Source organism: Streptomyces thermodiastaticus, assembly GCF_014656135.1.
Taxonomy (GTDB): domain Bacteria; phylum Actinomycetota; class Actinomycetes; order Streptomycetales; family Streptomycetaceae; genus Streptomyces; species Streptomyces thermodiastaticus.
On the sequence record NZ_BNBV01000001.1, the window covers coordinates 139,716 to 165,404 of the forward strand.

General features: G+C 74.0%; 19 protein-coding genes. 6 read left to right on the forward strand and 13 right to left on the reverse strand.

Annotated features, from left to right (window positions below; genetic code table 11):
- Nucleotides 1–92: 92 nt before the first annotated feature.
- Nucleotides 93–1,172, reverse strand: a complete 1,080-nt coding sequence (locus tag IE286_RS00620; RefSeq protein WP_189794806.1) for a zinc-binding dehydrogenase — start codon at nt 1,170–1,172, stop codon at nt 93–95.
- 237 nt (nt 1,173–1,409) lie between these two features.
- Here IE286_RS00620 and IE286_RS00625 point away from each other — a divergent pair, with 237 nt between their 5' ends.
- Complete coding sequence (locus IE286_RS00625; protein ID WP_189794541.1) at nt 1,410–2,036, forward strand: acetate uptake transporter; 627 nt, start codon at nt 1,410–1,412, stop codon at nt 2,034–2,036.
- 48 nt (nt 2,037–2,084) lie between these two features.
- On the opposite strand, the gene IE286_RS00630 is transcribed toward IE286_RS00625, so the two are convergent.
- The gene (locus IE286_RS00630; RefSeq protein WP_189794807.1) at nt 2,085–3,980 is read right to left on the reverse strand and encodes an ABC transporter ATP-binding protein; all 1,896 of its coding nucleotides are present in this window, start codon (nt 3,978–3,980) and stop codon (nt 2,085–2,087) included.
- A 425-nt stretch (nt 3,981–4,405) separates the two neighbouring features.
- On the opposite strand from IE286_RS00630, the gene IE286_RS00635 reads away from it, so the two are divergent.
- The 4 genes from IE286_RS00635 to IE286_RS00650 all read left to right on the forward strand — a co-directional run bounded on the left by IE286_RS00635 (nt 4,406) and on the right by IE286_RS00650 (nt 10,363).
- Entirely contained in the window at nt 4,406–5,485 is a 1,080-nt protein-coding gene (locus tag IE286_RS00635) for a mechanosensitive ion channel family protein (RefSeq protein WP_189794542.1), read from the forward strand.
- Nucleotides 5,486–5,917: 432 nt separating this feature from the next.
- A complete protein-coding gene (locus tag IE286_RS00640) occupies nt 5,918–8,137 on the forward strand; it encodes an NADP-dependent isocitrate dehydrogenase (RefSeq protein WP_189794543.1) in 2,220 nt (739 codons plus the stop codon).
- A 117-nt stretch (nt 8,138–8,254) separates the two neighbouring features.
- A complete protein-coding gene (locus IE286_RS00645; protein ID WP_189794544.1) occupies nt 8,255–9,058 on the forward strand; it encodes an N-formylglutamate amidohydrolase in 804 nt (267 codons plus the stop codon).
- 78 nt (nt 9,059–9,136) lie between these two features.
- Nucleotides 9,137–10,363, forward strand: a complete 1,227-nt coding sequence (locus IE286_RS00650) for a cytochrome P450 (protein WP_189794545.1) — start codon at nt 9,137–9,139, stop codon at nt 10,361–10,363.
- 6 nt (nt 10,364–10,369) lie between these two features.
- On the opposite strand, the gene IE286_RS00655 is transcribed toward IE286_RS00650, so the two are convergent.
- From IE286_RS00655 to IE286_RS00665, 3 genes are all read right to left on the reverse strand, one after another.
- Nucleotides 10,370–10,870, reverse strand: a complete 501-nt coding sequence (locus IE286_RS00655) for a hypothetical protein (protein WP_189794546.1) — start codon at nt 10,868–10,870, stop codon at nt 10,370–10,372.
- Nucleotides 10,867–11,442, reverse strand: a complete 576-nt coding sequence (locus IE286_RS00660; RefSeq protein WP_229861896.1) for an RNA polymerase sigma factor — start codon at nt 11,440–11,442, stop codon at nt 10,867–10,869. The genes IE286_RS00655 and IE286_RS00660 overlap by 4 nt, the downstream gene beginning before the upstream one ends.
- A 62-nt stretch (nt 11,443–11,504) precedes the next feature.
- Nucleotides 11,505–12,941, reverse strand: coding sequence for a S8/S53 family peptidase (locus IE286_RS00665; RefSeq protein ID WP_189794548.1), 1,437 nt, complete (start codon nt 12,939–12,941; stop codon nt 11,505–11,507).
- A 190-nt stretch (nt 12,942–13,131) separates the two neighbouring features.
- Here IE286_RS00665 and IE286_RS00670 point away from each other — a divergent pair, with 190 nt between their 5' ends.
- Nucleotides 13,132–15,735, forward strand: a complete 2,604-nt coding sequence (locus IE286_RS00670) for a CHAT domain-containing protein (protein WP_189794549.1) — start codon at nt 13,132–13,134, stop codon at nt 15,733–15,735.
- Nucleotides 15,736–15,789: 54 nt separating this feature from the next.
- Here the strand turns inward: IE286_RS00670 and IE286_RS00675 are convergent, their stop codons facing one another.
- From IE286_RS00675 to IE286_RS00710, 8 genes are all read right to left on the reverse strand, one after another.
- Nucleotides 15,790–17,604, reverse strand: a complete 1,815-nt coding sequence (locus IE286_RS00675) for a LuxR family transcriptional regulator AbsR2 (protein ID WP_189794550.1) — start codon at nt 17,602–17,604, stop codon at nt 15,790–15,792.
- Between the two features lie 583 nt (nt 17,605–18,187).
- Nucleotides 18,188–19,279: an LLM class flavin-dependent oxidoreductase gene (locus IE286_RS00680; protein ID WP_189794551.1), complete on the reverse strand. Its 1,092-nt coding sequence runs from the start codon at nt 19,277–19,279 to the stop codon at nt 18,188–18,190.
- Nucleotides 19,276–20,649, reverse strand: a complete 1,374-nt coding sequence (locus IE286_RS00685; protein WP_189794552.1) for an NtaA/DmoA family FMN-dependent monooxygenase — start codon at nt 20,647–20,649, stop codon at nt 19,276–19,278. The genes IE286_RS00680 and IE286_RS00685 overlap by 4 nt, the downstream gene beginning before the upstream one ends.
- A gap of 38 nt (nt 20,650–20,687) precedes the next feature.
- Nucleotides 20,688–21,893 carry an LLM class flavin-dependent oxidoreductase gene (locus IE286_RS00690; RefSeq protein ID WP_189794553.1) on the reverse strand — a complete coding sequence of 402 codons (1,206 nt, stop codon included), beginning with the start codon at nt 21,891–21,893 and terminating at the stop codon, nt 20,688–20,690.
- Nucleotides 21,894–21,997: 104 nt separating this feature from the next.
- Complete coding sequence (locus tag IE286_RS00695; RefSeq protein WP_189794554.1) at nt 21,998–23,023, reverse strand: ABC transporter substrate-binding protein; 1,026 nt, start codon at nt 23,021–23,023, stop codon at nt 21,998–22,000.
- 95 nt (nt 23,024–23,118) lie between these two features.
- Nucleotides 23,119–24,102: an amino acid ABC transporter permease gene (locus IE286_RS00700; protein ID WP_189794555.1), complete on the reverse strand. Its 984-nt coding sequence runs from the start codon at nt 24,100–24,102 to the stop codon at nt 23,119–23,121.
- A gap of 198 nt (nt 24,103–24,300) precedes the next feature.
- Nucleotides 24,301–24,450: a hypothetical protein gene (locus IE286_RS00705; RefSeq protein WP_168131165.1), complete on the reverse strand. Its 150-nt coding sequence runs from the start codon at nt 24,448–24,450 to the stop codon at nt 24,301–24,303.
- 176 nt (nt 24,451–24,626) lie between these two features.
- Entirely contained in the window at nt 24,627–25,511 is an 885-nt protein-coding gene (locus IE286_RS00710) for a glutathione S-transferase C-terminal domain-containing protein (protein ID WP_189794556.1), read from the reverse strand.
- Between the last annotated feature and the right edge of the window lie 178 nt (nt 25,512–25,689).

The window sequence follows — 25,689 nt, forward strand, 5'->3', positions numbered from 1 at the left end:
CGACCGGATCGGGTCCGTCTTCGCCGACCCTGCGACAAGGGCACCGCAAGGATCACCGACAGGAGTCCTCGAGGCCCGGGTGACCGCCGTTGTCAGCCCTCGTACACCTCGGAGGCGGGGACGACCTCGCGGTGCGGTCCGCCGAGGACGACCTTGATCGCGCCCGTCTCGGCGGGGTGGGCGAACACCTCGTAGGCCTCCTCGATGCGCTCCAGCGGGAACAGGTGCGTGATCAGCTGCCCGGTGGGCAGCCGGCCGGTGGCGGCCATCTTCAGCAGCGTGGGTGTGGAGCGGGTGTCGACCAGGCCCGTGGTGACGGTGATGTTCTTGGCCCACAGCTCCTCCAGGTGCAGGGTCGCCGGCCGGCCGTGCACACCGACGTTGGCGATCCGGCCGCCGGGCCGCACCATGCGGGTGCACAGCTCGAAGGTCTCCGGCAGGCCCACCGCCTCGATCACCACGTCCGCGCCGAGATCGCCGGTGAGGTCGGCGACCAGCTGCTCGGGCTCCTCCCGGGCGTCGCACACCACGTCGGCCCCCAGTTTGCGGGCGATCTCCAGGCGGGTCGGTGCGACGTCCACCGCGACGACCCGCTCGGGCGCGAACAGCCGGGCGGTGGCGATCGCGGCGAGCCCGACCGGGCCGGCACCCACCACGGCCACGGTGTCCCCGGGGGCGACCCGGCCCGCGAGGACGCCGACCTCGTAGCCGGTGGGCAGGATGTCGGCCAGCAGCACGGCCTCCCGGTCGCTCACCGAGGCGGGCAGCGGGTGCAGCGACGTGTCGGCGAAGGGCACCCGCACGTACTCGGCCTGGGTGCCGTCGATGTGCCGGCCGAGCAGCCAGCCTCCGCCGCCCAGGCACTGGCCGTACATGCCCTCGCGGCAGAAGCGGCAGCGCCCGCAGGCGGAGATGCAGGAGATGAGCACCCGCTCCCCCGGCTGCACCGCCCGCACGTCGGCGCCGATCTCGACGACCTCGCCCACCGCCTCGTGGCCGAGGACCGTGCCGGGGCGCACCTCGGGCACGTCGCCCCCCAGGATGTGCAGATCCGTCCCGCAGATGGTGACGGTGTCGACCCGCACGACGGCGTCGGTCGGGTCCTGGACGTCCGGGTCCTGGACGTCCTGCCAGGCGGAGCGCCCGGGGCCCTGGAAGACGAAACCTTTCATGCCGATCTTCACCCTTTCGTCCGGCATCGTCCGGTAGCTCCAGTGTGGGCGCGCACGCCCGGATGCGCGCGGGCGGCGGCATGCCGCCGCGGGCGGGCCGGGCCGCGGCGGTGCCGTGGTGCGCGGCGGCGCGGCGCGGCGTGTCACGGCCGGGCAGGCGGGCGGACACGTAGAAGCAGCGCGACGGGGGTACTCAGGGGCTGGTCACGATGGCCTCGCTCGAAGGGATGTCCGGTCATGGCCGACGACACGAGCGGCTCCGTCCGCGACCAGGCGCGCCCGGCGGATCCGCAGGCGCGGGCGCACGCCGATCCCGCGCCGGTGGGCCTGGCGGGCCTCGCGCTCACCACCCTGCTGCTGTCCATCGTCAACACCGGCCTCATCGAGGAGACCGGTGCGCTGGTCCCCGTCCTCGGACTGGCGGTCTTCTACGGCGGTCTGGCCCAGTTCGTCGCGGGGCTGTTCGAGTTCCGCAGGGGCAACACCTTCGGCGCGACCCTGTTCATGTCCTACGGCGCTTTCTGGCTGTCCTACGGGTGGATCGTGCCGCACCTGCTCGGTTCCGGTGCCGTCGCGCAGAACACGCTGGGGCTGTATCTGCTCGGCTGGGCGATCTTCAGCGCGTACATGGCGGTGGCGGCGGTGCGGACGAGCGTGGTGATGCTGGGCGTGCTCGTGCTGCTGACGCTCACCTTCGTCCTGCTGGCCGTCGGGCAGTACGTGGGCGGAGTGTCACCGCATGTGACGGTCCGGTTGGGCGGCTGGTTCGGTGTCGCGGCCGCTCTGCTCGCCTGGTACGCCTCCGCGGCCGCCGTCATCAACGCCACCCACCGGCGGACGCTGCTGCCGACCGGGCCGCGTTGAGGCCTGCGCGCGGTACGCCCGCGCGGCCGCCGTCGCCGGCGGTGACGGTCAGGGCACCGGCTGCGCCGGCCGCTGTGAGGACCGCTCCGGCTGCGGCGCGAACCGGGTGCGGTACAGCCGGGCGTACCGGCCGCCCGCCGCGAGGAGTTCGTCGTGCGTGCCGCGTTCGACGATCCTGCCGGCCTCCACGACCAGGATGAGATCCGCGGCCCGCACCGTGGACAGCCGGTGGGCGATCACCAGTGCGGTGCGCCCGTGCAGCGCCTCGGTGAGGGCCTCCTGCACGGCGGCCTCGGAGACGTTGTCCAGGTGGGCGGTGGCCTCGTCGAGGATGACGACCCGCTGGCGGGCCAGCAGCAGCCGGGCGATGGTCAGGCGCTGGCGTTCGCCGCCGGACAGCCGGTAGCCGCGCTCCCCCACGACGGTGTCGAGGCCGTCCGGCAGCAACCGGACGAGGTCGTCGAGGCGGGCCCGGCGCAGCGCCTCCCACAGCTCCTCGTCGCCGGCCGTGGGGCGGGCCAGCAGCAGGTTGGCGCGCACCGTGTCGTGGAAGAGGTGCCCGTCCTGGGTGACCATGCCGACGGTGGCCCGCAGGGAGGCGGTGCTCAGGTCGCGCACGTCCGTCCCGCCGATGCGCACGGCCCCTTCGTCCACGTCGTACAGGCGCGGCAGCAGCTGGGCGATGGTCGACTTGCCCGCGCCGGAGGGGCCGACCAGGGCGACGGTCTGTCCTGGCTCGGCGCGGAAGGAGATGCCGTGCAGCACCTCGGTGCCGTCGCCGCCGTCCAGGCTCGCCACCTCCTCCAGGGAGGCCAGGGAGACCTTGTCCGCGGCCGGGTAGGCGAAGCGGACACCGTCGAACTCCACGGAGACCGGCCCGTCCGGCACCTCGCGGGCGTCCGGTTTCTCCTCGATCAGCGGTTTCAGGCCGAGCACCTCGAAGACCCGCTCGAAGCTGACCAGGGCGCTCATGATCTCCACGCGTGCCCCGGCGAGGGCGGTGAGCGGCGCGTACAGGCGGGTGAGCAGCAGCGCGAGGGAGACGACCGCGCCCGGCTCCAGGGTGCCGCGCAGGGCCAGCCAGCCGCCCAGGCCGTAGACCAGGGCCAGCGCCAGCGAGGAGACCAGCGTGAGGGCGGTGATGAAGGCCGACTGTGCCGTGGCGGTGCGGATGCCGATGTCACGGACCCGCGCGGCGCGGGCCGCGAACTGGGCCGACTCCTCCTCGGGGCGGCCGAACAGCTTCACCAGGGTGGCGCCGGGGGCGGAGAACCGCTCGGTCATCCGCGTGCTCATCGCCGCGTTGAGCGTGGCCGCCTCCCGCTGCATCCGGGCCATCCGGCGGCCCATCCGGCGGGCGGGGACCACGAAAACCGGCAGCAGGACCAGCGCGAGCAGGGTGACCTGCCAGGACAAGGTGAGCATCACGGCGAGCGTGAGCAGCAGGGTGACGACGTTGCCGACCACGCCGGACAGGGTGTTGCTGAAGGCGCGCTGGGCGCCGATGACGTCGTTGTTCAGCCGCGAGACCAGCGCTCCGGTGCGGGTGCGGGTGAAGAAGGCGACGGGCATGCGCTGCACGTGGTCGAAGACCGCGGTGCGCAGGTCGAGGATGAGCCCCTCGCCCAGCGTGGCCGACAGCCGCCGGCCGAGGATGCCGAGGGCCGCCTCGGCCACCGCGATCAGGGCGATGAGCAGGGCCAGGCGAACGACGGTGCCCTGGTCGCCCCGGGAGACGATGGCGTCGACGACGCGCCCGGCGAGCACCGGGGTCGCGACGGCGAGCAGCGCGGTCACCACGCCGAGGGCGACGAACCGGACGATACGGCGGCGGTGCGGCCGCGCGAAGGCCCCGATGCGGCGCAGCGTCGCGCGGGCCAGGGGGCGCTGCTCCTGCTGGGCGTACAGGACGCTGTGCAGCTGGGTCCAGGCGGTGGTCTCCATGCTCATGAGACCGACGCTAGAACCTCGAGCAATGTCGAGGTCAAGCGCCGGCGGAAAAGGAGGGCCTGCGCTCTTTTGTCCGCCGGCGCGCCACCGCACCGGCCGGTCTTCCCGTGGTCCGCGCCGGGCCGGGAGAGCCCCGCGCCCCGATCGTGGACAGGCCCGCGACCCGGTCAGGGAGAGGTCCGCCTGTCCGAGAGGCCCGCGTGTCCGGACTCACACCTTCGGGGCAGCCCGCCTGAGCGAACTGCCGTCCGAATACGGCAGGATGAGCGATCACGCCGGACACCGTTCCCGCCCACCGGCGGGACGGGACGGCGCAGCTCACGCATTCCGGAATCCGAACAGGTGACACCCGTGACACGACCTCACTTCCCGCCGTCGGCGGCCCGCCGCGCCGCAGATCGTCCGGGCGGAGGTGGCAGATGAACCGCGCCGTGACCTGGGACGACCTCGTCCTGGCCGGTATCTCGCTGGCCGCGGGGCTGGCACTGGCGTTCCTGTCGCGCACCCTGCTGCGGTGGCTCGCCAAGTACGCCAAGCGGACCCGCTGGAGCGGCGACGACGTCCTCGTCGACGCGCTGCGCACGGTGGTGCCGTGGGCGGCGATCGCCGCAGGCGTCGCGGGCGCGGCGGCCGCGCTGCCGCTGGCCCGGACCCTGCAGCACCATGTGAACCAGCTCCTGACCGTCTGGCTCATCGCCGTGGTCACCCTCTCGGCGGCCCGGGTGATCGCCGGCCTGGTCCGGACGCTGACCCAGTCCCGCTCCGGTGTGGCCGGCTCGGCCACGATCTTCGTCAACATCACCCGGATCCTGGTGCTCGCCATCGGTTTCCTGGTGGTGCTGCAGACGCTGGGCATCTCCGTCGCACCGCTGCTCACCGCCCTGGGTGTGGGCGGTCTGGCCGTCGCCCTCGCACTGCAGGACACCCTCGCCAACCTCTTCGCCGGCATCCACATCCTGGCCTCCCGGACCGTCCAGCCCGGCGACTACATCCGGCTGAGCACCGGCGAGGAGGGCTATGTCGAGGACATCAACTGGCGCCAGACGGCGGTCCGCCAGCTGTCCAACAACCTGGTCGTGATCCCCAACGGGCAGCTCGCCAAGACGAACATGACCAACTACACCCGGCCCGAGCAGAGCCTGACGGTGCTGGTGCAGGCCGGGGTGGGCTACGACAGCGATCTGGAGCACGTGGAGCGGGTGACCGTCCAGGTCGCCTCCGAGGTGATGCGCGAGATCACCGGCGCCCTGCCGGAGCACGAGCCGGCGATCCGCTTCCACACCTTCGGCGACTTCCGGATCGACTTCACGGTCATCCTGGGCGTCGGCGAGTTCAGCGACCAGTACCGGATCAAACACGAGTTCATCAAGCGCCTGCACAAGCGCTTCCGGCAGGAAGGCATCAGCATTCCGGCACCGGTCCGGACCGTGCAGTACCAGCAGGGCACGGCGGCCGTCCCGCAGCCCCGGCGCCCCGAGAACCAGCAGCTGCCCGCCTGAGCCTCGGTCCCGGCGGCGCGGGCCGGCCCGGACGGGACCGACGAGCCTGACGGGTCCGACGGGCCTGACGGGTCCGACGGGCCGGCCGGGCACGGGGTTCGGCCCTGTGCGCGGGCAGCCGGCCGGGGCAGCCGAGGCGGGGGGCGTCGCGTCCGGGCCGCCGTCGTCCAGCCGCCGCCCCGCCGTCTCCCGGCCGTTTCCCCGCCGTTTCCCCGCCGTCTCCGGCCGTTTCCGGCCCGTCTCGCGGCCCTGCCGGGCCCCGGCGCCGCCCGCTCAGGGCGCGTGGCCCCGGCCGCCCGGCCGCGCCCGTCGGCGGGATTCCACGGGATTCCGGTCCCCCGCGGCGGCTGCGGGCCGACCGCTGTCGAGCCGGGCCCGATCAGGGGATATCTTGATGTCGAGCAATGTTGCAGACGTGGAGCGGAGCACCCGGTGACTGACTCGACCATCATCTACACGCACACTGACGAGGCCCCGGCCCTGGCCACGTACTCCTTCCTGCCGGTGGTCCAGGCGTACGCCGCCAAGGCCGGTGTTGCTGTGGAGACCCGTGACATCTCGCTGGCCGGGCGCATCATCGCGGTGTTCCCGGAGTACCTGAACGATGACCAGCGGATCCCGGACGCCCTGGCCGAGCTGGGCGAGCTGGCCAAGCGGCCCGAGGCCAACATCATCAAGCTGCCGAACATCTCGGCCTCCATCCCGCAGCTCAAGGCCGCCATCGCGGAACTGCAGAGCAAGGGCTACGCGCTGCCGGACTACCCGGACGACCCGAAGACCGACGAGGAGCGCGAGATCCGCGCCCGCTACGACAAGGTCAAGGGCTCCGCGGTGAACCCGGTGCTGCGTGAGGGCAACTCCGACCGCCGTGCCCCGGCGTCGGTGAAGAACTACGCCAAGACCCACCCGCACCGCATGGGCGCCTGGACCGGCGAGTCCAGGACGAACGTGGCGACCATGGGCGCGGACGACTTCTGCTCCACCGAGAAGTCCGTCGTCATCGCCGAGGACGGCGCGCTGCGTATCGAGCTGAAGGGCGACGACGGCTCCACCACCGTGCTGCGCGAGTCCGTGCCGGTGCTCAAGGGCGAGGTCGTCGACGCCTCCGTGATGCGCGTGGCCGCGCTGCGCGAGTTCCTCGCCGCGCAGGTCGCCCGCGCCAAGCAGGAGGGCGTGCTGTTCTCCGTGCACCTGAAGGCCACGATGATGAAGGTCTCCGACCCGATCATCTTCGGTCACGTGGTGCGCGCCTTCTTCCCGAAGACGTTCGCCCAGTACGGCGAGACGCTGGCCGCGGCCGGTCTGACCCCGAACGACGGTCTGGGCGTCATCTTCAGGGGCCTGGAGAACCTGCCGAACGGCGAGGAGATCAAGGCCTCCTTCGACGCCGAGCTGGCCGAGGGCCCGGACCTGGCCATGGTCGACTCCGACAAGGGCATCACCAACCTGCACGTGCCCTCCGACGTCATCGTCGACGCCTCCATGCCGGCCATGATCCGCACCTCCGGCCACATGTGGGGCCCGGACGGCCAGGAGCACGACACTCTGGCGGTCATCCCGGACTCCAGCTACGCCGGTGTGTACCAGGCCGTGATCGACGACTGCCGGGCCAACGGCGCCTTCGACCCGGCCACCATGGGCTCGGTGCCGAACGTCGGCCTGATGGCGCAGAAGGCCGAGGAGTACGGCAGCCACGACAAGACCTTCGAGGTCCCGGCCACGGGCACCGTCCGCCTCGTCGACCAGAACGGGGACGTGGTGCTCGAGCAGGCGGTCTCGGCCGGCGACATCTTCCGCGCCTGCCAGACCAAGGACGCCCCGATCCGCGACTGGGTGAAGCTGGCCGTCACCCGCGCCCGCGCCACCGGCGACCCGGCGGTGTTCTGGCTGGACGAGAACCGCGCCCACGACGCCAACCTGATCGCCAAGGTCGAGCAGTACCTGCCGGAGCACGACACCGAGGGCCTGGACATCCGCATCCTGTCCCCGGTGGAGGCCGCCAAGCTGTCCGTGGAGCGCATCCGCCGCGGCGAGAACACCATCTCCGTCACCGGCAACGTGCTGCGCGACTACCTGACGGACCTGTTCCCGATCCTGGAGCTGGGCACCAGCGCCAAGATGCTGTCGATCGTCCCGCTGATGGCGGGCGGCGGCCTGTTCGAGACCGGCGCCGGCGGCTCCGCGCCCAAGCACGTGCAGCAGCTGGTCAAGGAGAACTACCTGCGCTGGGACTCCCTGGGTGAGTTCTTCGCCCTCGTGCCGTCCCTGGAGCAGTACGCGGCGACCACCGGCAACGCCCGCGCCGAGGTGCTCGCCGACGCCCTGGACCGGGCCACGGCGACCTTCCTCAACGAGGACAAGTCCCCGACCCGTCGCCTCGGCGGCATCGACAACCGCGGCAGCCACTTCTACCTGTCCCTGTACTGGGCGCAGGAGCTGGCCCGTCAGACCGACGACGCCGACCTGGCCAAGGCCTTCGCGCCGCTCGCCGAGACGCTCGCCGCCAACGAGCAGAAGATCGTCGAGGAGCTGCTGGCCGTCCAGGGCAAGCCGGCCGACATCGGCGGCTACTACCAGCCCGACCCGGCCAAGGCCTCCGCGGTGATGCGCCCGTCGGCCACCTGGAACGAGGCGCTGGCGTCCCTGAACTGACGCCCGCACCCGGACGCCGTCCGGTACCTTCCGCCGCCCCGGCCGCGCACCGCCCGGCCGGGGCGGTCCCGTCCGCGCGCCCGCCACGGGCGCGCCGTCCCCTGTTCGGAGCCGCCCGTGCCGTCCGCCGCCGCGGAGCCGTCCTTCGAGGTGCTGCCCGGTGCTCCCGCGTCACCGGTCGTGCTGCACGTACCGCACGCGGCACGCCGCATCCCGCCCGCCGTCCGCTCCGGCATCGCGCTGGACGACGCCGCGCTTCAGGAGGAGCTGGACCACATCACCGACACGCACACCGACCGGATCGCCGAGGAGGCGGCACGGCTGGCGGGCGTGACGCCGTGGCGGTTCGTCAACCGCCTGTCGCGACTGGTCGTGGACCCGGAGCGGTTCCCCGACGAACGGGAGGAGATGACGGCCGTCGGCATGGGCGCGGTGTACACGCGCACCACGCACCGCACCGAGCTGCGGCCCGCGGACACCGACCCGCGCCCGCTGATCGAGCGGTACTTCGAGCCGTACGCCCGGGCCATGGCCGAGACCGTGGCCGGCCGGCTCGCCGCGACCGGTCGTGCCGTGATCCTGGACGTGCACTCCTACCCCACGGCCGCGCTCCCCTACGAACTGCACGGCGACGGGCCGCGCCCGCCCGTGTGCCTGGGCACCGACTCCTTCCACACGCCGCCGCGGCTGCTGCGCCTGGCCCGCACGGCGTTCGGCGTCATCGGTGGGACCGGGCTGGACAGCCCGTTCAGCGGGACCTACGTGCCGCTGGACTTCTACGGCACCGACGCCCGTGTCGGCGCCCTGATGGTGGAGATCCGCCGGGACACGTACATGAGCGAGCCGGGCGGGCCCGCCGGGCCGGGCCTGGACCGGCTGGCGCGGGCGCTCGCGACCGTCGTCGACGGCGTCTCCGGCTGATCCCCGCCCGCCTCGGCGCCGCCTCCGGCTGGAGCACTCCGGCGCGACAAGCGTCCGGAGCGCGGTGAGGGTGGGTGTGTGACGCAGGAGATCACCACGCCCTCGCCCGCCCCGGCGGCACCTTTGCCGGTGCGGGACTGGCCGGCGCTGGATCTGGAGGGCACCGCGTTCGACCCGGTGCTCGCGGAGCTGATGCGCTCCGGTCCGCTGACCCGCATCCGCCTGCCGTACGGCGAGGGCTGGGCCTGGCTGGCCACCCGCTGGGACGACGTGAAGCTGATCACGAACGATCCGCGGTTCAGCCGTGCCGAGGTGACCCGCCGCCAGGTGACGCGGATGGCGCCGAACTTCGCGCCCCGGCCCGGTTCGCTGGCCTGGGCCGACCAGCCCGACCACAACCGCCTGCGCAAGCCGGTCGCGGGAGCGTTCACGGTGAGCGCCGTGAAGCGGCTGCGTCCCCGCGCGCAGGAGATCCTCGACGAGCTGGTGGACGGTCTTCTGCGGGACGGCCCGCCGGCCGATCTGGTCGAGCGGGTGCTGGAGCCCTTCCCCCTCGGCGTGGTCTGCGAGGTGATGGGCGTGCCCGCCGCCGACCGGCCGCGGGTGCGTGCCTGGACCCGGGAGATCGTCTCCACCAACGGGGCGGAGGCGGCCGGCCGGGCCAAGGACGCCCTGTACGGGTGGATCACCGCGACCGTGCGGGCCCGCGCGGACCGTGCGGGCGAGGACGTCTACGCGATGCTCGGCAAGGCGGTGGCGGACGGGGAGATCAGCGAGGAGGAGGCGGTCGGGCTGGCCGGGCCGCTGCAGATCGGCGGGGAGGCCGTCACCCACAACTGCGGGCAGATGCTGTATCTGCTGCTGACCCGGCCCGAGCTGATGGCCCGGATGCGCGAGCGGCCCGAGGCGCGCGGCGCGGTCCTCGACGAGCTGCTGCGCTACATCCCGCACCGCAGCAGTGTGGGCCTGGCCCGTATCGCCCTCGAGGACGTGGAGCTGCACGGGATCCGGATCGCCGCCGGCGACCCGGTCTACGTCTCCTACCTGGCCGCCAACCGCGACCCGGACGTCTTCCCCGACCCGGACGTCATCGACCCCGACCGGGACGCCGGCCCGCACCTGTCCTTCGGCAACGGCCCGCACTACTGCACCGGCGCGGTGCTCGCCCGGCTGCTCGCCGAGCTGCTGACCGACACCCTGCTCGACCGGCTGCCGGGCCTGAGGCTCGCGGTGCCGCCCGGTCAGGTCGCCTGGCGCCGGCGCACGATGATCCGCGGGCCGCGGACCCTGCCGGTCACCTGGTGAGGCCGGTCAGGCGCGCAGCCACTCGGTGACCACCACCTCCCCGCCCGTACGCAGCCGCAGCGCGAACGGGCCGGCGGGCGGTGCCTGGCCGGTGAAGCGGCCCAGCTCGTCCACGGTGAGCACGGTCACGGGCCCCGGTCCGCTGAGCACCTCGACACGGGCGGGCCGGGGCGGCAGCACCTGCCCCATCAGTCCGTCCTCGCCGACCTCCACGTCCACGCTCAGCTCACCGGCCTGGAAGGTCAGCATCCGCGGCACGTTCTCGGCGCCCCGGACCGGCAGGGCGTCGGTGAGCGAGTCGAAGGTCAGCTCGGCGACGCGGGCATCCAGGTCGTACAGGGCGTAGGCGTCCACGGCCACCTGGCGCAGGGCCTCCGGCACCGGATCGAGCACCGCGGCGGCCTGCCGCAGTTCCTCCTCCAGCAGGTCGTCCTCGAGTCCGCCGGCACCGGCGTCCTCGCAGTCGTCGTCGCGCTCCTCGCGGTCGTCGCGCGTGTCGTCGGTCATGTCGCCCCCCGTGCCTGAAGTCGTGCGCGCAGGCGCTTGAGACAGCGCTGGCGCAGCGGTCCGATACTGCCCACGGCGACGCCCAGTGCGGCGGACACCTCCTGGTAGCTCGGCGGCGGCGAGGCCATGAGCACCCGCAGCAGCCGGCGGCAGCGGTCGCCGAGCTTGTCGAACTCCTGCCACAGCCGGCGGATCCGCTCGCTCTGCGCGGCGGCCTCCTCCGAGTCCAGCACCGCCTGCTCCGGCGTGCTGTCCTGGCAGACCCGGTCCAGCAGCGCCGGATCGTCCGTCACCATCAGCCGGTTGAGGTTCTTGAGCGTCTTCAGGCACTCGTTGCGTGCGGTGCTCGCCAGCCAGGAGCCCGCCTTGTCGGGTTCCCTGATCCGCCCCAGATGCTGGGCGAAACGGAACCAGACCGTCTGATAGACCTCGTGGCCGTCGGCGTCGGAGAGCCGGTGGGCGCGCACCACCGACCACACCAGCGGTCCGAGCCCCTCCACCAGCGCCTTCCAGGCCGCCGCGTCCCCGTCGGCGGCCGACCGGACCAGCGCGCCGACCTCTGCACGTTCCACCGACTCACCCCTCGTGTACGACCTGTCATCGTACGCCGTCAGGGGGAGCGTCCCGCCGGTGATCATGCGGTCGGGGCGAGCCGGGTGACGGGCACCGGCCGCCAGGTCGGCGGGAGCAGCGCGGGTACGTGCGCCCCGCGCACCTCGGCGACGTCGGTGGTGGAGGCCAGGAGCTGACGGCGTGCCGCGCGCGGGTCGCGTTCCTTGTGGGCCGTCATGTGGGCGGCGACCAGGCCGGCGGCGACGGGAGCGGCGAACGAGGTCCCGCTCCACTGCGCGTAGCCCTCGAACATCACCCGGTCCGCGGTACCGCCCGTGTTCTCCCGCTCCTCGCTGAGCAGGCCGGTGTGGCGCGGGTGCCGGCAGGTGCAGACGTAGCGGAAGCCGAACCGGCAGCCGTCGTAGGTGGAGTGCTGGTAGACGTACGGCACGGGGGTGCGCAGCCCGGCCAGGACGCCGGTGAGCCTCTCACCAGGGGCGTAGGCCGTCACCCAGGGCCCGTGGTTGGTGAAGCAGGCGCCGAACTCGCCGTCGCTGCGCAGCGCGCCCACGGACAGGACCGCGTCGGCGTACTCGGGCAGCCCGGCGTAGGCGGCCGGCCAGAACGGGGTGGCCGAGGCGTTGTTGCCGGCGGCGGCGACCAGCAGGGTGCCGCGGTCGCGCAGTTCGCGCATGAAGGACTCGACGCCGAGCAGGCCGTCCACCCGGCCGTTGCAGGTGCCCGCGGACAGGCTGAGGATGTCCGGCCAGCCGTGCCGGTCGACGGCGTCGAACAGCCGGTGGCCGAACTCGGACTCCAGCACGGCGCCGGCGTCGTTCAGGCCGTTGCAGACGGTGATGTCGGTGTTGGGTGCGACGGCGGCGAGGAGGCCCGCGATGAACGTGCCGTGCCCGGCGTAGGGCCGCAGCACACCCTGCTCGTCCCGTTCCGCCGGCTGGGTCTCGCCCCGGACGTGGGCGAGCAGCTCGGCGGCGCGGTGGTCCTCGGTGAGACCGTTGTCGACGACGAGGACGCCGACCGCGGTGTCCGGGGCGTACAGCGTCGTGTCCGGCGCGGGGTTGAGTCCGGCGCCGAGCGGTGCGGGCACCGGCTCGTCGCCCGGGCAGGCGTTGACCGCAAGGTGCACCACGTGGTTGCGGCTGACCAGCGGCCGCCCGGCGCGCGCCTCGTGCTCGCGCAGGGCGCGCAGCGCGTGCCCGACGGCCGGGTCGCCGCTGTTGTCGCCGCGTGAGGGGTCGCCGACCTGGATGCGGGTGACGCCGGTACGGTTGGTCTGCGGGCCGGCCCGGCGCACCGGGGCGGGGTCCAGGTCGGGCGACGCGGTGAAGTGGGCCCGCACGGTGTCCTCCACCAGCAGGGCCTCCTCGCCGTCGCGGGCGAGCACCACTCCCTTCTCGTAGAAGAATTCGCCCGCGTCGTCCGGACCCATCGCCAGGGGGACATCGGGCATCGACCGCTGGATGTGGTCGAACTGCTCATGGAATCGCTGAGGCGCCAAGCCGGTGACCTCCCGTCGGTGCGGTGCGTCGTCATTCAGAGCCGCACGCCTCTGTCTTGATACAGCCGGTCCCCGCGCGGCGCACCCCCGGGCCGCGATCCGCATGCCGCGGCCGCTGCCGTGCCGGGCCCGGTGTCCGCGCAGGACGGCGTGGTTCCGGGCCCTGAACAGTGCCACTACCATCCGGTGGATGATGTCGGGAAGCGAATCGGTGCTCGAACTGCTGCCGATGGTGTTCGCTGACCCGGGCGAGGCGCTGGCACGGGCGCAGGCGCTGCTGCGGACCGGTCCGTCGCCCCTGGACGCCTCGGTGGCGCACCAGGTGATCGGGATCTGGCAGCGCGACTTCGGCGACCTGCGCCTCGCCCTGCGGCATCTGCGGCGGGCCCGTGCGCTGGCGGCGCGCGCCCGGTCGGCCGAACGCGAGGCCGATGTGCTGGCCACGCTCGGGGTGGCGCTGGTGCACGCGGGCCGTACCCGGCAGGGCCTGGCCGCCTTCGAGCAGGGCGTGGCGCGCGGCACCGGGCACACCCGGGCGCGGGTGCTGTACCGGCGGGCGTACGTGTGGTGGGTGCTGGGCCGGCACCGGGAGGCGCTGGAGGACGTGCGGCGTGCGGTGCCCGTGCTGCGCCAGGCCGGCGACGTGATCTGGACGGCGCGGGCGCTGACGCTGCGTGCCACGGTGCATCTGGCGCTGGGTGCGGTGGAGCGGGCGGACGCCGACTTCACCGCGGCGGAGGCGCTGTGGGACACCACCGGCCAGGAGCACGACAAGGCCGACGCGGTGGAGAGCCGGGGCCTGGCCGCGTTCCGGCGGGGCGACATCCCGGCGGCGCTGCGGCTGCTGGACGAGGCCGAGGAGCGCTACGCCAAGCTGGGCACCCCGACGTTCATGCTGAACATCCGGCGCTGCGAGGTGCTGATGGCGGCCGGGCTGGCGCCGGAGGCGCTGGCCGAGGCGGACGGGGCGATCGCCGAACTGGACCGGCTGGGCGGCCAGTCCACCCGCAAAGCGGAGCTGCTGCTGGTGGCGGCGCGGGCCGCGCGGCTGACGGAGGATGCGGACACGGCGACCGCGCGTGCGGCGCAGGCGGTGCGGCTGTTCGCCGGGCAGCGGCGCGCCTGGTGGGAGACGCACGCCCGGCTGGTGCTGATCGAGGCACGGGCCGCGTCCGGGCGCCGCTCCGGGCGGCTGGTGGCGGACGCGGCGGCGGTGGCCGAGGGGCTGGCGGCGTTCGGTTCGCCGGCCGCGCCGGAGGCGTCGCTGCTCGCGGGCCGGATCGCGCTGGCGCTGGGGCGGCCGGCCCAGGCGGAGCGGCATCTGGCGGTGGCCGCGCGCAGCCGTCTGGGCGGGCCGCCGCTGGCCCGTATCACCGGCTGGGCGGCGCAGGCGCTGCGGGCGCGTGCGGCCGGTTCGAACCGGGGCGTGCTGGAGGCGTGCCGGCGCGGCCTGGACGTGCTCGACGACCACCGGATGACGCTGGGCGCCTCGGAGCTGCGCGCCCGGGCCACCGCGCAGGGTGCCGAACTGGCCGCGCTGGCCCAGCAGGCGGCGCTCGCCTCGGGCCGGCCGCGGCGGCTGCTGACGTGGAGCGAGCGCTGGCGGGCCACCGTGCTGTCGGCGCCGCCCACCCGGCCGCCGGCCGATCCGGCGCTGCTGAGCGGTCTGACCGCGTTCCGGGAGATCGCCGCGCGGGCCGAGCAGGCCCGCCGGGACGGTCACCCGGTGCCGGCGCTGGAGCGGGAACAGCGGCGCCTGGAGCGCGAGATCCGTTCCCGCACCCTGCATCTGCGCGGGGAGGCGCCGGGCGGCGGCGACCGGTTCGACGCCGGGCGGCTGCTGCGGCGGCTCGGCGAGACCCGGCTGGTCGAACTGGCCGTGGTGGACGGACAGGTGCATGTGCTGCTGTGCGGGCAGGGCCGGGTGCGGCGCTTCACGGCCGGCCGGCTGGACCGGGCGGTCGCGGAGGCCGAGCATGTGCAGGCGGGGCTGCGGCGGCTGGCGCACCCGGGTGCGCGGGCCCGGCTGCCGCTGGTGGAGGCGGCCGGCCACCGGCTGGAGGAGCTGCTGCTGGGCCCGGCCGTCCGGCATCTGGGCACGGGTCCGGTCGTGGTGGTGCCGCCGGGCTCGCTGCACCGGGTGCCGTGGGCGCTGCTGCCGTCGCTGCGGGAGCGGGTGGTGAGCGTGTCGCCGTCGGCGAGCAGCTGGCTGCGGGCCCGGGAGACCGAGCCGCCGCCGGGCGGCCGTACCGTGCTGGTGCGCGGCCCCGGCCTGGCGACCGGCGGGGCCGAGGTGCCCGAGCTGGCCGGCCGGCACGGCGCGCCGGTCGTGCTGGAGAAGGACACCGCGCACGTCGCGCGGGTGCTGCGGGAGCTGGACGGGGCGGAGCTGGCACACATCGCGGCGCACGGCGCCTTCCGTGCCGACAGCCCGCTGTTCTCCTCGCTGACGATGGCGGACGGGCCGCTGATCGTGCACGACTTCGAGCGTCTGACCCGCAGCCCGTACCGGATCGTCCTGTCCTGCTGCGACACCGCCCGGTTCGCCTCGGTCGGCGCGGACGAGCTGCTCGGCCTGGTCACCGCGCTGCTCCCGCTGGGCACCGCAGGGGTGGTGGCGTGCAGCGCGCCGGTCAACGACGAGGCGGTGGTGCCGCTGATGCTCGCCCTGCACAAGGGGCTGGGCGCGGGACTGTCGCTGGCCGAGGCGCTGCGGGACGCGCGGGCCGCCCTGCCGGCCGACGCCACCCATCAGGCCACGGGGTGGGCGTTCACGGCGTTCGGGGCGGCCTGAGCGCGTCCCCGGCCCGTGCACCGGCGTGCCGGGCCGGGCCCAGGCTGCTGCCGCTCAGGCGGAGTGGGCGAGCAGCTCGGGCAGTGCCGCCCGGTCGCCGGAGCCGAGCCGGGTGTAGGCGCTGTGCAGATGGTTGCCGACGGTGCGCACGGACAGGGTGAGGCGTTCGGCGATCTGCCGGTTGCTCAGCCCGGCCGCCGCCAGGGCGACGATCTGCCGCTGCCGGCCGGTGAGTTCGCCGAGCACCAGACAGGCGAGCGCCGGGGTGCGGGCGCCGGGGCAGCGGCGGGCGAGGGCGAGCGCGCGCATCCGGGAGCGGCGGGCGGCGGCGGGGTTGCGGTGGAGGCGTGCGGCCTGGGCGTGCGCCTCGGCCGCGAACAGCAGCAGGCCGCGCCGCTCCAGTTCCTCGGCCGCCCGGTCCACCGCGGCGCCGTCGCCGCGGGCCAGGGCCTCGGCGTGCCGGGCGAACGGGCCGTGGCCGTGCAGGCGCTCGACGGCCCGTTCGGGGGCGCCGAGGCGGACGGCGTCGTAGAGGGAGGCCGGGTCGGTGTCGTCCACGCATCGCAGGGCGCCCGCCACGTCGCCGGAGGCTGCGGCCCGCCAGGTCGCGGCCCGCGCCCCGGACGCCGCCGTGCCGTCCTCGGGCACCGTCTGGCCGCACTGGGCGGACGCCAGGACCAGTTCCGTCCCGCACCCGGGGTCGCCCGGTGCCGTCCGCAGTCCCTCGCGGGCCCAGGCGACGGCCTGCCGCAGCTCGCCCCGCAGCCGGCACAGCCGGGCCCGCACGGCCGTGTACCCGGCCGGGACCGGCACCCCGTGCTCCACCAGCCACTCCCCCACCGGTGCGGACACGTCGCGCACGTCACCGCGGTCGATCGCATCGGCCAGCGCGGCCTGTTCGGCGTGCAGGGCGTGCTCGTGCCGCCGCGGGTCGCGGCCGAGGCGCCGGGCCCGCAGCACGCCTGCGGCGGCCCGCAGCGCCGGTCCGTGCAGCGGGTGGGCGAGCCGGACCGTGCCGTGCTCGTCGGCCCGGACCAGGCCCTCGGCCTCCAGGTCCTCCAGGATCCGCAGGTCGGCACCGTCCGTGTCGAGCGGCAGCGGCTCGGCGAAGGCGAGGCGTTCGAGCATCTCCCGCTCCTCTGCGCGGGCCCCGTCCAGGACACGGGCGGCCCGGTCGCGGACGGCGTCGGTCAGCGGCAGCGGCCCCCGCCAGGACCGGACGCCGGTGTCCTCGTCCCGGGCGAGCAGCCCGCGCCGGGTCAGCGCGCCGAGCAGGTCGCGCAGCAGCCGCAGATCGCCCTGGCACAGCCGGTGCAGCCGGTGCGCGGTGAACGGCTCGACGTCGCCGCCGGCCCCGGCCGCCACCAGCCGGCCGGTGTCCTGCGAGGGCAGCGGGCGCAGAGCGAGGCGGGGCAGCAGCTCGCCCGTCCACAGCCGCTCGATCGCCTCGGGCACCTCGGTGTCGTCGGCTGCGACGACCAGCAGCCGGGTGCGGCCGTGCACGGCGAGCTGGTGCACCAGCGCGGCCGAGGCGTCGTCGAGCAGGTGGGCGTCGTCGACCAGCAGCAGCCGCGTCCCGGACAGCAGCCGCAGCGCGCGGGGCAGGGTGACCGGCCCGGGCATCAGGTGCGCGAAGGCCGCGAACGGGATCCGGCGGGCCGCGGGCGTCCCGGTGACGCGGGCCCAGTCGGTGCCGCGGACGGCCTCCAGCACCAGTCTGGTCTTGCCGCGGCCTGCCGGTCCGGTCACCACCAGGCCGGGCCGGCCGGCGGCCACCGACCGTCGGATCAGGTCGAGTTCGTCCGCCCGCCCGGTGAACGGCCAGGGCTCGTCGAGGGGGTGTGCATCACGGTGGTCGTAGGTCTTCACACCAGACAGACCCCGGCTACTCAGTTTTGATACAGCCCGACTTGAGCAGCCCTCGGCTCAGGCGCCGGGGACGGGCCGGCGACAAGCTGGTGTCACAGCCGCCACTGCGGGCTGCCGGTGCGCACGTCGGCCGCGGTCCGGCACCGGGGGACCTGACGGGGCCGCCACCTCTCGGGGGAGGGTGACGGCCCCGTCGGGGTGCCGGTCCGGCCGGCCGCACCGTGCGGTGCTCAGTGGCGGCGCCGCCATTCCTCGGCCGGCAGCCGTAGGAGCGCACCCGGTCGGCGTGATCGTGGTGATGAGCGGCTCGTCGGCGTCCGTGGCCTCCTGCGGCTGCTCCAGCTGGTCGGCGACGCGGCCGGGCGAGCCGGTGACCTGCGTCTCGACGCGGTCCGCGACCAGCTGCCGCTCCTCCTCGGTCCGGACGTGGCGGCGGGCCTCGTCCGGCACACCCGCACCTGCGCGCCCTCGCCCGGCACCGCGTGCGCCTGGAGCCCGTCCGGTAAGCGGTAGGTGCCGGCGAGCAGCGCCAGGATGTCGTCGATCCGCCCGGCGTACTCGGGGGGCCGGGCGCCGGGCTGTGTCAGCGGCCGGCGGACGGTGTGGCGGGCTCGGCCGGCGGCAGCACCGGCGCCCAGGCGAAGGGCGGGTCGGGTATCTCCGTGCGCAGCACGGGCGCCACCTCGCCCTGGAACAGCTCCAGGGACTGCCGGTGCCGTGCGGGGCCGAGCCCGGCGGCGTCCGCGGGGACGTGCAGCACGGTGTGCCCGAACTGCTCGTGGTAGCGGTGCACCTTGTCGACGACCTGCTGGGGGCTGCCGATGAGGGCGGAGCTGCGCTCCACGAAGTCCTCCAGCGTCTCGAAGACGACGGGCCGTCCCGCCTTCCTCTGGTAGGCGAGATCGCTCTCGAAGACGGGGCGGTAGGCGGCCAGCGCCTCCTGGGAGGTGCGGGCCACGCACAGGCCGGCCGAGCCGGCGCCCACGGCGATGTGCGCCGGGTCGTGCCCGTAGTGCTCCCAGCGCCGGCGGTAGTGGCGGATGAGCTCGGCATACGGCTCGGCGGGGTGGGTGACGTTGGCGGAGAACAGCGGGTCGCCGTAGCGGGCGGCCAGGTCCACGCTCTGCCTGCTGGTGGCGCTGCCGTGCCAGACCCGCACGGGCTGCTGGTAGGGCCGCGGCCACACCTCGGCGTCCTTCAGCGGCGGCCGGAACCGGGTGTCGGCGGTCACCTTCGACTCCCGCCACAGCCGCCGGAACACCTCGTAGCTCTCGGCGTTGCGCTCCCACTGGTCCTCGGGGGTGACGTGGAACAGCTCCCGCTGGGCCGTGCCGTTGCCCTTGCCGATGATCATCTCCAGCCGTCCGCCGGAGAGATGGTCCAAGGTGGCGTAGTCCTCACAGGCGCGCACCGGGTCGAGCAGGCTCAGGGTGGTCACGGCGGTGAACAGCCGGATGCGCCGTGTCAGGGCGGCGATGTGGCTGAGCACCACCGTCGGCGCGGAGGACAGGAACGGCCACTCGTGCCGCTCCCCCACGCCGAAGCCGTCGAAGCCCAGTGCCTCGGCGAGCTGTGCGCTGCGCAGCACTTCCTGGAAGCGCTCCTGGGGGGACATGAGGACGCCGGTGACCGGGTCGGGCCGGTTCACGATCAGGGTGATGGCGAGGAACTTCACGACGCCGCCCGCTCGGTGCGCGCCTCGTCGGGGTGGGCGAGGCCGAGGTGGTCGCGCAGGGTGGTGCCCTCGTAGTCGGCGCGGAAGACGCCCCGTTCCTGCAGCAGCGGCACGACCTTGTCGGCGAAGGGGTCGAGGCCGCCGGGGGTGATGTGCGGGACCAGGATGAAGCCGTCGGCGGCGTCGGCCTGCACGAACTCGTTGATGGTACGGGCGACGGTCTCGGGGGATCCGACGAAGGTCTGCCGGTTGCCGGTGTTGATCACCAGGTCGCGGATGGACCAGTTGTTGGCCTCGGCCAGTTGCCGCCACTCACGGGCGACGGCGACCGGGTCGCGGTACATGCGGACCTGGGCGCGTCCCTTGGCGATGTGGTCGTCGCCGACGACCGGGTCGACGTCGGGCAGCGGCCCGTCCGGGTCGTAGGCCGACAGGTCGCGGTTCCAGACGAACTCCAGGTGCTTGAGGGCGGTGGCGCCGCTGACCTGCTTGCGGCGCACCTCGCGGGCGATCTCCTCGGCCTCGGCGTCGGTGTCGCCGAGCACGAAGGTCGCGGCGGGCAGGATGAGCAGCTGGTCGGGGCGGCGGCCGTAGGCGGCGAGGCGGGACTTCACGTCCTTGTAGAAGGCCTGGCCCTCGCGCAGGGTGGCGTGCCGGCTGAAGATGGCGTCGGCGCCGGCGGCGGCGAACTCCCGTCCCTCGTCGGAGTCGCCGGCCTGGAAGATCACCGGGCGGCCCTGCGGGGAGCGCGGCACGTTGAACCGGCCGTGGATGTCGAAGTGCTTGCCGCGGTGCACGAAGGCGCCGGCGCGGGCGTCCTTCAGGAAGGTGCCGGTGGCTTGGTCGGCGACGATCTCGTCCCCGTGCCAGGAGTCGAGCAGTTCGTTCGCGGTGGCGAGGAACTCCTTGGCGCGCGAGTAGCGCTCCTCCTGCGGCAGGAAGCCGCCCCGGCGGAAGTTCTCGCCGGTGAAGGCGTCCCAGGAGGTGACGACGTTCCAGGCGGAGCGGCCGCCGGAGAGATGGTCCAGGCTGGCGAACTGGCGGGCCACCTCGTAGGGCTCGTTGAAGGTGGAGTTGATGGTGCCGGTCAGGCCGAGCCGGTCGGTGACGGCGGCGAGCGCGGCGAGGACGGTGAAGGTGTCGGGGCGGCCCACCACGTCCAGGTCGTAGATCTTTCCGCCCTGTTCGCGCAGGCGCAGCCCCTCGGCGAGGAACAGGAAGTCGAACTTCGCGCGTTCGGCGGTGCGCGCGAAGTGGACGAAGGAGGAGAACTCGATGTGGCTGCCGGCGGCGGGGTCGCTCCACACGGTGGTGTTGTTCACGCCGGGGAAGTGGGCGGCGAGGTGGATCTGCTTCAGCGGTGTGCTCATGGTGCGGTCTCCAGTCCTGGTGGAAGTCGCTCGGGCGGTCAGGCGACGGCCTTCGCGTAGCGGTTGGCGGGGCGGGCGAGACCGAGCAGGCCGCGCAGGGTGGAGGCTTCGTAGGTGTCGCGGAAGCGGCCGCGGCGCCGCAGTTCGGGCACCAGGTCGCGGCCGATGCGGGGCAGGTCGTGGCCGGCCACGGCGGGGCGCAGCCGGAAGCCGGTGATCCCCTCGGCCGCCAGCTCCTCGATCACGTCGGCCAGCTGTGCGGCGGTGCCGGTGACGATGCGGGCGTCGCTGGTGTACGGCTGTCCGGCGAGCGTGTCGAGCCGGTCGCGGCGGGCCTCGGCCCGGGCCTGGCTGTCGTCGAGGAAGACGACGAGGTCGGCGAAGACGTGCAGGGGCTCGTCGGCACGGCCGGCCGCCTGCTGTTCGGCGCGGATTCCGTCGACGATCGCGCGGGCCTGTGCGGCGTCGTGCGGGGTGACGTAGCCGATGTCGGCCTGGCGGGCGAGGAGCCGGTAGGGGACGGTGCCGTGGGCGAGGGCGGTGACCGGCGGCTGTCCCTGGGGCGGGCGCGGGGTGATGGAGGGGCCCTTGACGCTGAAGAACCGGCCGTGGAAGTCGATGTAGTGCAGCTTGTCGCGGTCGATGAACCGGCCGGTGGCCACGTCGCGGATCTCGGCGTCGTCCTCCCAGCTGTCCCAGAGCCTGCGCACCACCTCCACGTAGTCGGCGGCCTCGTCGAACAGCTCGGTGAGGGTCTCCTGGGCGGCCGGGCTGTCCCAGGTGTCGATCCGGGGGACGGTGCGCCGGCCGAAGTGGGCGGCCTCGTCGGGCCGTGCGGAGATCTGCACCCGCAGCCCGGCGCGTCCGGTGCTGACGTAGTCGAGGGTGGCGATCGCCTTGGAGATGTGGAACGGCTCGGTGTGGGTGGCCACCACGGTCGGCACGAGGCCGATGTGCCGGGTCAGCGGGGCGACGCGGGAGGCGATCAGAACGGCGTCGAGCCGGCCGCGGACCTGGTCGGTGCGGTCGTCGGGCTCGAAGCGGTGGGTGGACTGCGGGCCGAGGCCGTCCTCGATGGTCACGAAGTCGAGCAGGCCGCGTTCGGCCTCGGCGACCAGGTCGGCCCAGTAGCCGGCGGTGAACAGCTCACGAGGCCGGGACACCGGTTCGCGCCACGAGGCCGGGTGCCATCCGGTGCCGTCCAGGGCCGCGGCGAGATGCAGGTGAGAGTCGGTCGATGACACGGGGGGGTGCCTTTCTTCGGTCGTCTGCGGTGGTGTGAGGCGGTCGGTCGTCTGCGGTGGTGGGCGCCGGTCTGCGGCGGCCACCGTGAACTCCGGTGTGACGATCAGGTGTTGTCCAGGGGCAGTCCCGGCGGGTCGACCTGGGCCCGGGTCACGGCCTCGTCGGAGAGGTTCCAGGCGGCGAGCCACTGCGCGTACTGCCCGTTGCCGATGAGGTGGTCGATGGCGGCGGCGACGGGCTCGGCCAGGCCGCTGCCCTTCTTCGCGGTGGCCGCGATCAGCCCCTGCAGGGTCTCGCCGGCGCCGGAGAACGTGCCGGCGCTGCGGGTCGCGCGGGGTGTGCCGGCGGTCTGCCGGACGTGGTAGGAGATGCCGGGGTTCGGGCCGAGATAGGCGTCGATCTTCCCGCCGGCCAGGGCGAGGTAGGTGCTGTTGGAGTCCTGGAAGTACTTGACGGTGAGCTTCTTGCCCTCCTTGGCCAGCTTGGCCTTCCACTCCAGCAGGATCCGCTCCTGGTTGGTGCCGGAGCCGACGGCGACGGTCTTGCCGGCCAGGGCGTGGTAGTCGCCGCTGAAGGTCCAGGTGCTCGTCTTCGGGACCTCGAAGGCGAGGTTGTCCTTCCGGTAGGAGGCGAACTCGTACTTCCGCTTGCGTTCCTCGGTGTCGGTGACGTTGGAGAAGGCCACGTCGGCCTTGCCGCTGTCGAGCGCGACGAACATGTTCTCCCAGGTGGAGTTGCGCAGTTCGGGCTTGAGTCCGAGGACGGCGGCGACCAGCCGGCCGAGGTCGGGTTCGGCCCCGGTCAGGGTCTTCTGGTCGGCGCCGACGTACGCCAGCGGCGGAAAACCGGACGGCAGTGCGCCGACCGCGATGACGAGCGTGCCCTTCTTCCGTACGGCCTCGGGCAACCGGCCGTGCAGTTCCTTCACCTCGGGCACGGTGAGCGTGGTCTGCCGGGCGGCCCCGTTGGACAGGCGTCCCACGGTGACGGTACCGGGTGCCCCGGCGCCGGCCGTGGTGGCGGCGTCGCTGTCGCCTCCGCACGCGGTGAGCAGCGCGGCGAGGCACGCAGCGGCTGTGGCTGCCGTCAGGGCGCGCGAACTTCGGCGGTGGGGTCGGCGGTTGGGCATGGCTCGTCCTCGGGGTCGGTGGTGCGGTGACGGAAGGGGTGCGGACGGTGCGGGGTGCGTGCCGTCCGGCAGCCGGCGGTGCGGCGGGCGGCCGGTCATACGGCGGCCTCGCGGCGGATGCGGGCCCGCAGGCCGCTGAGCGCTGCCCGCAGCCGTTGCGGCGGTGTCGGCGGCAGGGCGCGCCGGCCGCCGCGGGCGTGGTGCCGTTCGACGTAGTACTGGACGACGGAGACGGCGCTGGTCAGGATCAGGTACCAGACGGTGACCACCAGCAGCAGCGGCACGATGTCGCCGGGATAGGTGGAGCCCATGGTCTGTGCCGCGCCGAACAGGTCGAGCAACGAGACGTAGAAGACCAGCGACGTGCTCTTGATCAGGCCGATGAGCTGGTTGACGTAGTTCGGCACGATGCTGCGCAGGGCCTGCGGGAAGACGATCCGGGTGAAGCGGCGGTACCGGGACAGGCCGAGGGCGGCGGCCGCCTCGTACTGGCCCTGGTCGACGGAGAGGATGCCACCGCGGACGACCTCGGCGGCGTAGGCCGCCTCGTTGAGGCTGAGGCCGACGACGGCGACGACCATGTCGGTGGCCAGCCGCGATTCGTCGAAGCGGAAGAAGGCCGGCCCGAACGGGACACCGATGCTGAGCGTCCGGTACAGGGCGGAGAAGTTGTACAGGAAGATCAGCACCACGATCAGCGGGACGGACCGCAGGACCCACACATAGGTCCAGCCCACGGCCCGCAGCACGGGGCTCGAGGACAGCCGGGCCAGGGCGATCACGATGCCGCCGAGCAGGCCCAGCACGGCGCTGAGCGCTGTGACCTCCAGGGTGATGACCAGGCCGTCGAGGATGGCCGGGCGCAGGAACCAGTAGCCGAACCGGTCCCACTGGTAGAAGGGGTTCGTGGCCAGCCCGTGCACGAACTGGGCGAGCAGCACCAGCACCACCGCGGTGGCGATCCACCGGCCGAGGTGACGCTGGGGCAGGACGCGCTGGACGGCGAGGGGCGGAGTGGACGGTACGGCGCCGGGCTGTGCCTCGACGAGGGGCACGGCGGCGCCGGGTGTTTCGCTCATGGAGGGGCTCCGGCGGGGTCGGACACCCCCGACCGGGCACGGATGCCGCGTTCGCGCGCCGTCCCGCGGCGGCGGCCGGGGCCGGCACACAGGAGCGGGCGCGCGGTGCGGCGCGAAGGTCAGGGGTGGGCGGAGAGCCGCACGCCGCGGCGGCGCGGCGCGGCAGGGACGTGGCTCAAACGGGCTGCGGGACGGACGTCAGCCCAGGCGGCGGGCACGGCCCGGCGCGGTACACAGTGCGCTGCTGACGCGGAGCAGGTCGACGGCGCGGTCGGCCACGAGCAGACGTGGGGACGGCGCGACACGGCCCGGGGTGCGCCCGGCGGCCGTCCGGGAAGCTGCGTCCATGTCCGTCACCTGTCGTGGGAGAGGCCTGGCGTCCACTGCGGCCCTGTGTGTGCCCGCAGCGGTGTCCGGGAGTGAGGCCCGGTACGGGACACGGGTGCCCCGCTGACCTTTCTGGGCCGTAAGTAAGTCAGGTGTGCGCTGGAAAGTCAACGCCGGGTCCACCTGGTGGACCCCCCTCAGGCGCGCCGGGTGTCGCGGGCGCCGCGGGCGTGGGCGGCCCAGTCGAGGATCTGCACGGCCGCGCCGGCCGCCTCCAGGCCGCGACAGGCCGCGCGGTGCCGGCGGGCGATGCCGACGAGGTCGAGGTGGGCGCCGAAGGCCGGGTGGGCGGTCAGCCGGCGGGCGTGTGCCCACAGCGCGGGGTGGTCGGCGATGCGGTGCACGGCGGCGGCGTCGAGGTGGTGGCGGTGCACGGTGTCGAGCTGCACCAGAGTGGCCCAGGCGGTCACGTCGGCGGCGGTGAGCCGATCACCGGTCAGGAAGTTCCGGCCGTCCAGGCGCCGTTCCAGTTCGTCCAGCGCGCACAGCAGCAGCCGCAGGGCCGCGGCGCGCTCGGCGGGGCTGCTGTCGGCCTGTCCGGCACGCTGGGCGGCCTCGTCGATGTCGTGGGTGCACAGCCGCTCGACGGCCTCGATGTCCGCCTCGGCGCCGCACGGGTACAGCGGCGCCCGGCCGTCGCCGAAACACCGGTCGAGGTCGCGCAGGATGTCGGGGGCGTGGTTGCTGACGATCCGCCCGGACCAGTCGTCGGCGAGCACCGGGGCGAGGGCCGGTCCCGGGTAGTGGTGAGCGCCGGCCTCGTACAGCGGGCGCAGTGCGGCGTGCCCGCCGTCCGGACAGTCGGGCACGGCGGGCAGTTCGACCAGCGGACAGGTGTCGCCGACGCCGAGCAGGCTGTGCGTGACGGCGATCCGCAGGCCCTGCGGACAGGCGGTGGACACGTGCAGGCGGTAGCGGCGCGGAACGACCCAGTGGCCGCTGCGCGGATCGTCTTTGATGCGGCCCCGGAAGACCGGGGTGGGCTCGGCGGAACGGTGGACGGCCGGCGGTGTGACGGACATGGGTCTCCCCGGGTACGGCACGCGCGGGACAGGCGTGCGGGTCAGACGGTGGAGGGTGTCTCAGCCGCTGCGGCCGGCGGCACTGCCGGGGCGCGGCTCAGCCGAGGCGAGGCCCTGTCACGCAGCGAGCGGACAGCGGACGACAGGGCCGGAGGAAGAGCTCAGCGCACTGCACACA

What these genes read in the sequence shown, in the direction of transcription:
- IE286_RS00620 (WP_189794806.1), bottom strand. Translation starts at nt 1,172, where the DNA reads ATGAAAGGTTTCGTCTTCCAGGGCCCCGGGCGCTCCGCCTGGCAGGAC.
- IE286_RS00625 (WP_189794541.1), top strand. Translation starts at nt 1,410, where the DNA reads ATGGCCGACGACACGAGCGGCTCCGTCCGCGACCAGGCGCGCCCGGCG.
- IE286_RS00630 (WP_189794807.1), bottom strand. Translation starts at nt 3,980, where the DNA reads ATGGAGACCACCGCCTGGACCCAGCTGCACAGCGTCCTGTACGCCCAG.
- IE286_RS00635 (WP_189794542.1), top strand. Translation starts at nt 4,406, where the DNA reads ATGAACCGCGCCGTGACCTGGGACGACCTCGTCCTGGCCGGTATCTCG.
- IE286_RS00655 (WP_189794546.1), bottom strand. Translation starts at nt 10,870, where the DNA reads ATGACCGACGACACGCGCGACGACCGCGAGGAGCGCGACGACGACTGC.
- IE286_RS00670 (WP_189794549.1), top strand. Translation starts at nt 13,132, where the DNA reads ATGATGTCGGGAAGCGAATCGGTGCTCGAACTGCTGCCGATGGTGTTC.
- IE286_RS00685 (WP_189794552.1), bottom strand. Translation starts at nt 20,649, where the DNA reads ATGAGCACACCGCTGAAGCAGATCCACCTCGCCGCCCACTTCCCCGGC.
- IE286_RS00695 (WP_189794554.1), bottom strand. Translation starts at nt 23,023, where the DNA reads ATGCCCAACCGCCGACCCCACCGCCGAAGTTCGCGCGCCCTGACGGCA.
- IE286_RS00700 (WP_189794555.1), bottom strand. Translation starts at nt 24,102, where the DNA reads ATGAGCGAAACACCCGGCGCCGCCGTGCCCCTCGTCGAGGCACAGCCC.
- IE286_RS00705 (WP_168131165.1), bottom strand. Translation starts at nt 24,450, where the DNA reads ATGGACGCAGCTTCCCGGACGGCCGCCGGGCGCACCCCGGGCCGTGTC.
- IE286_RS00710 (WP_189794556.1), bottom strand. Translation starts at nt 25,511, where the DNA reads ATGTCCGTCACACCGCCGGCCGTCCACCGTTCCGCCGAGCCCACCCCG.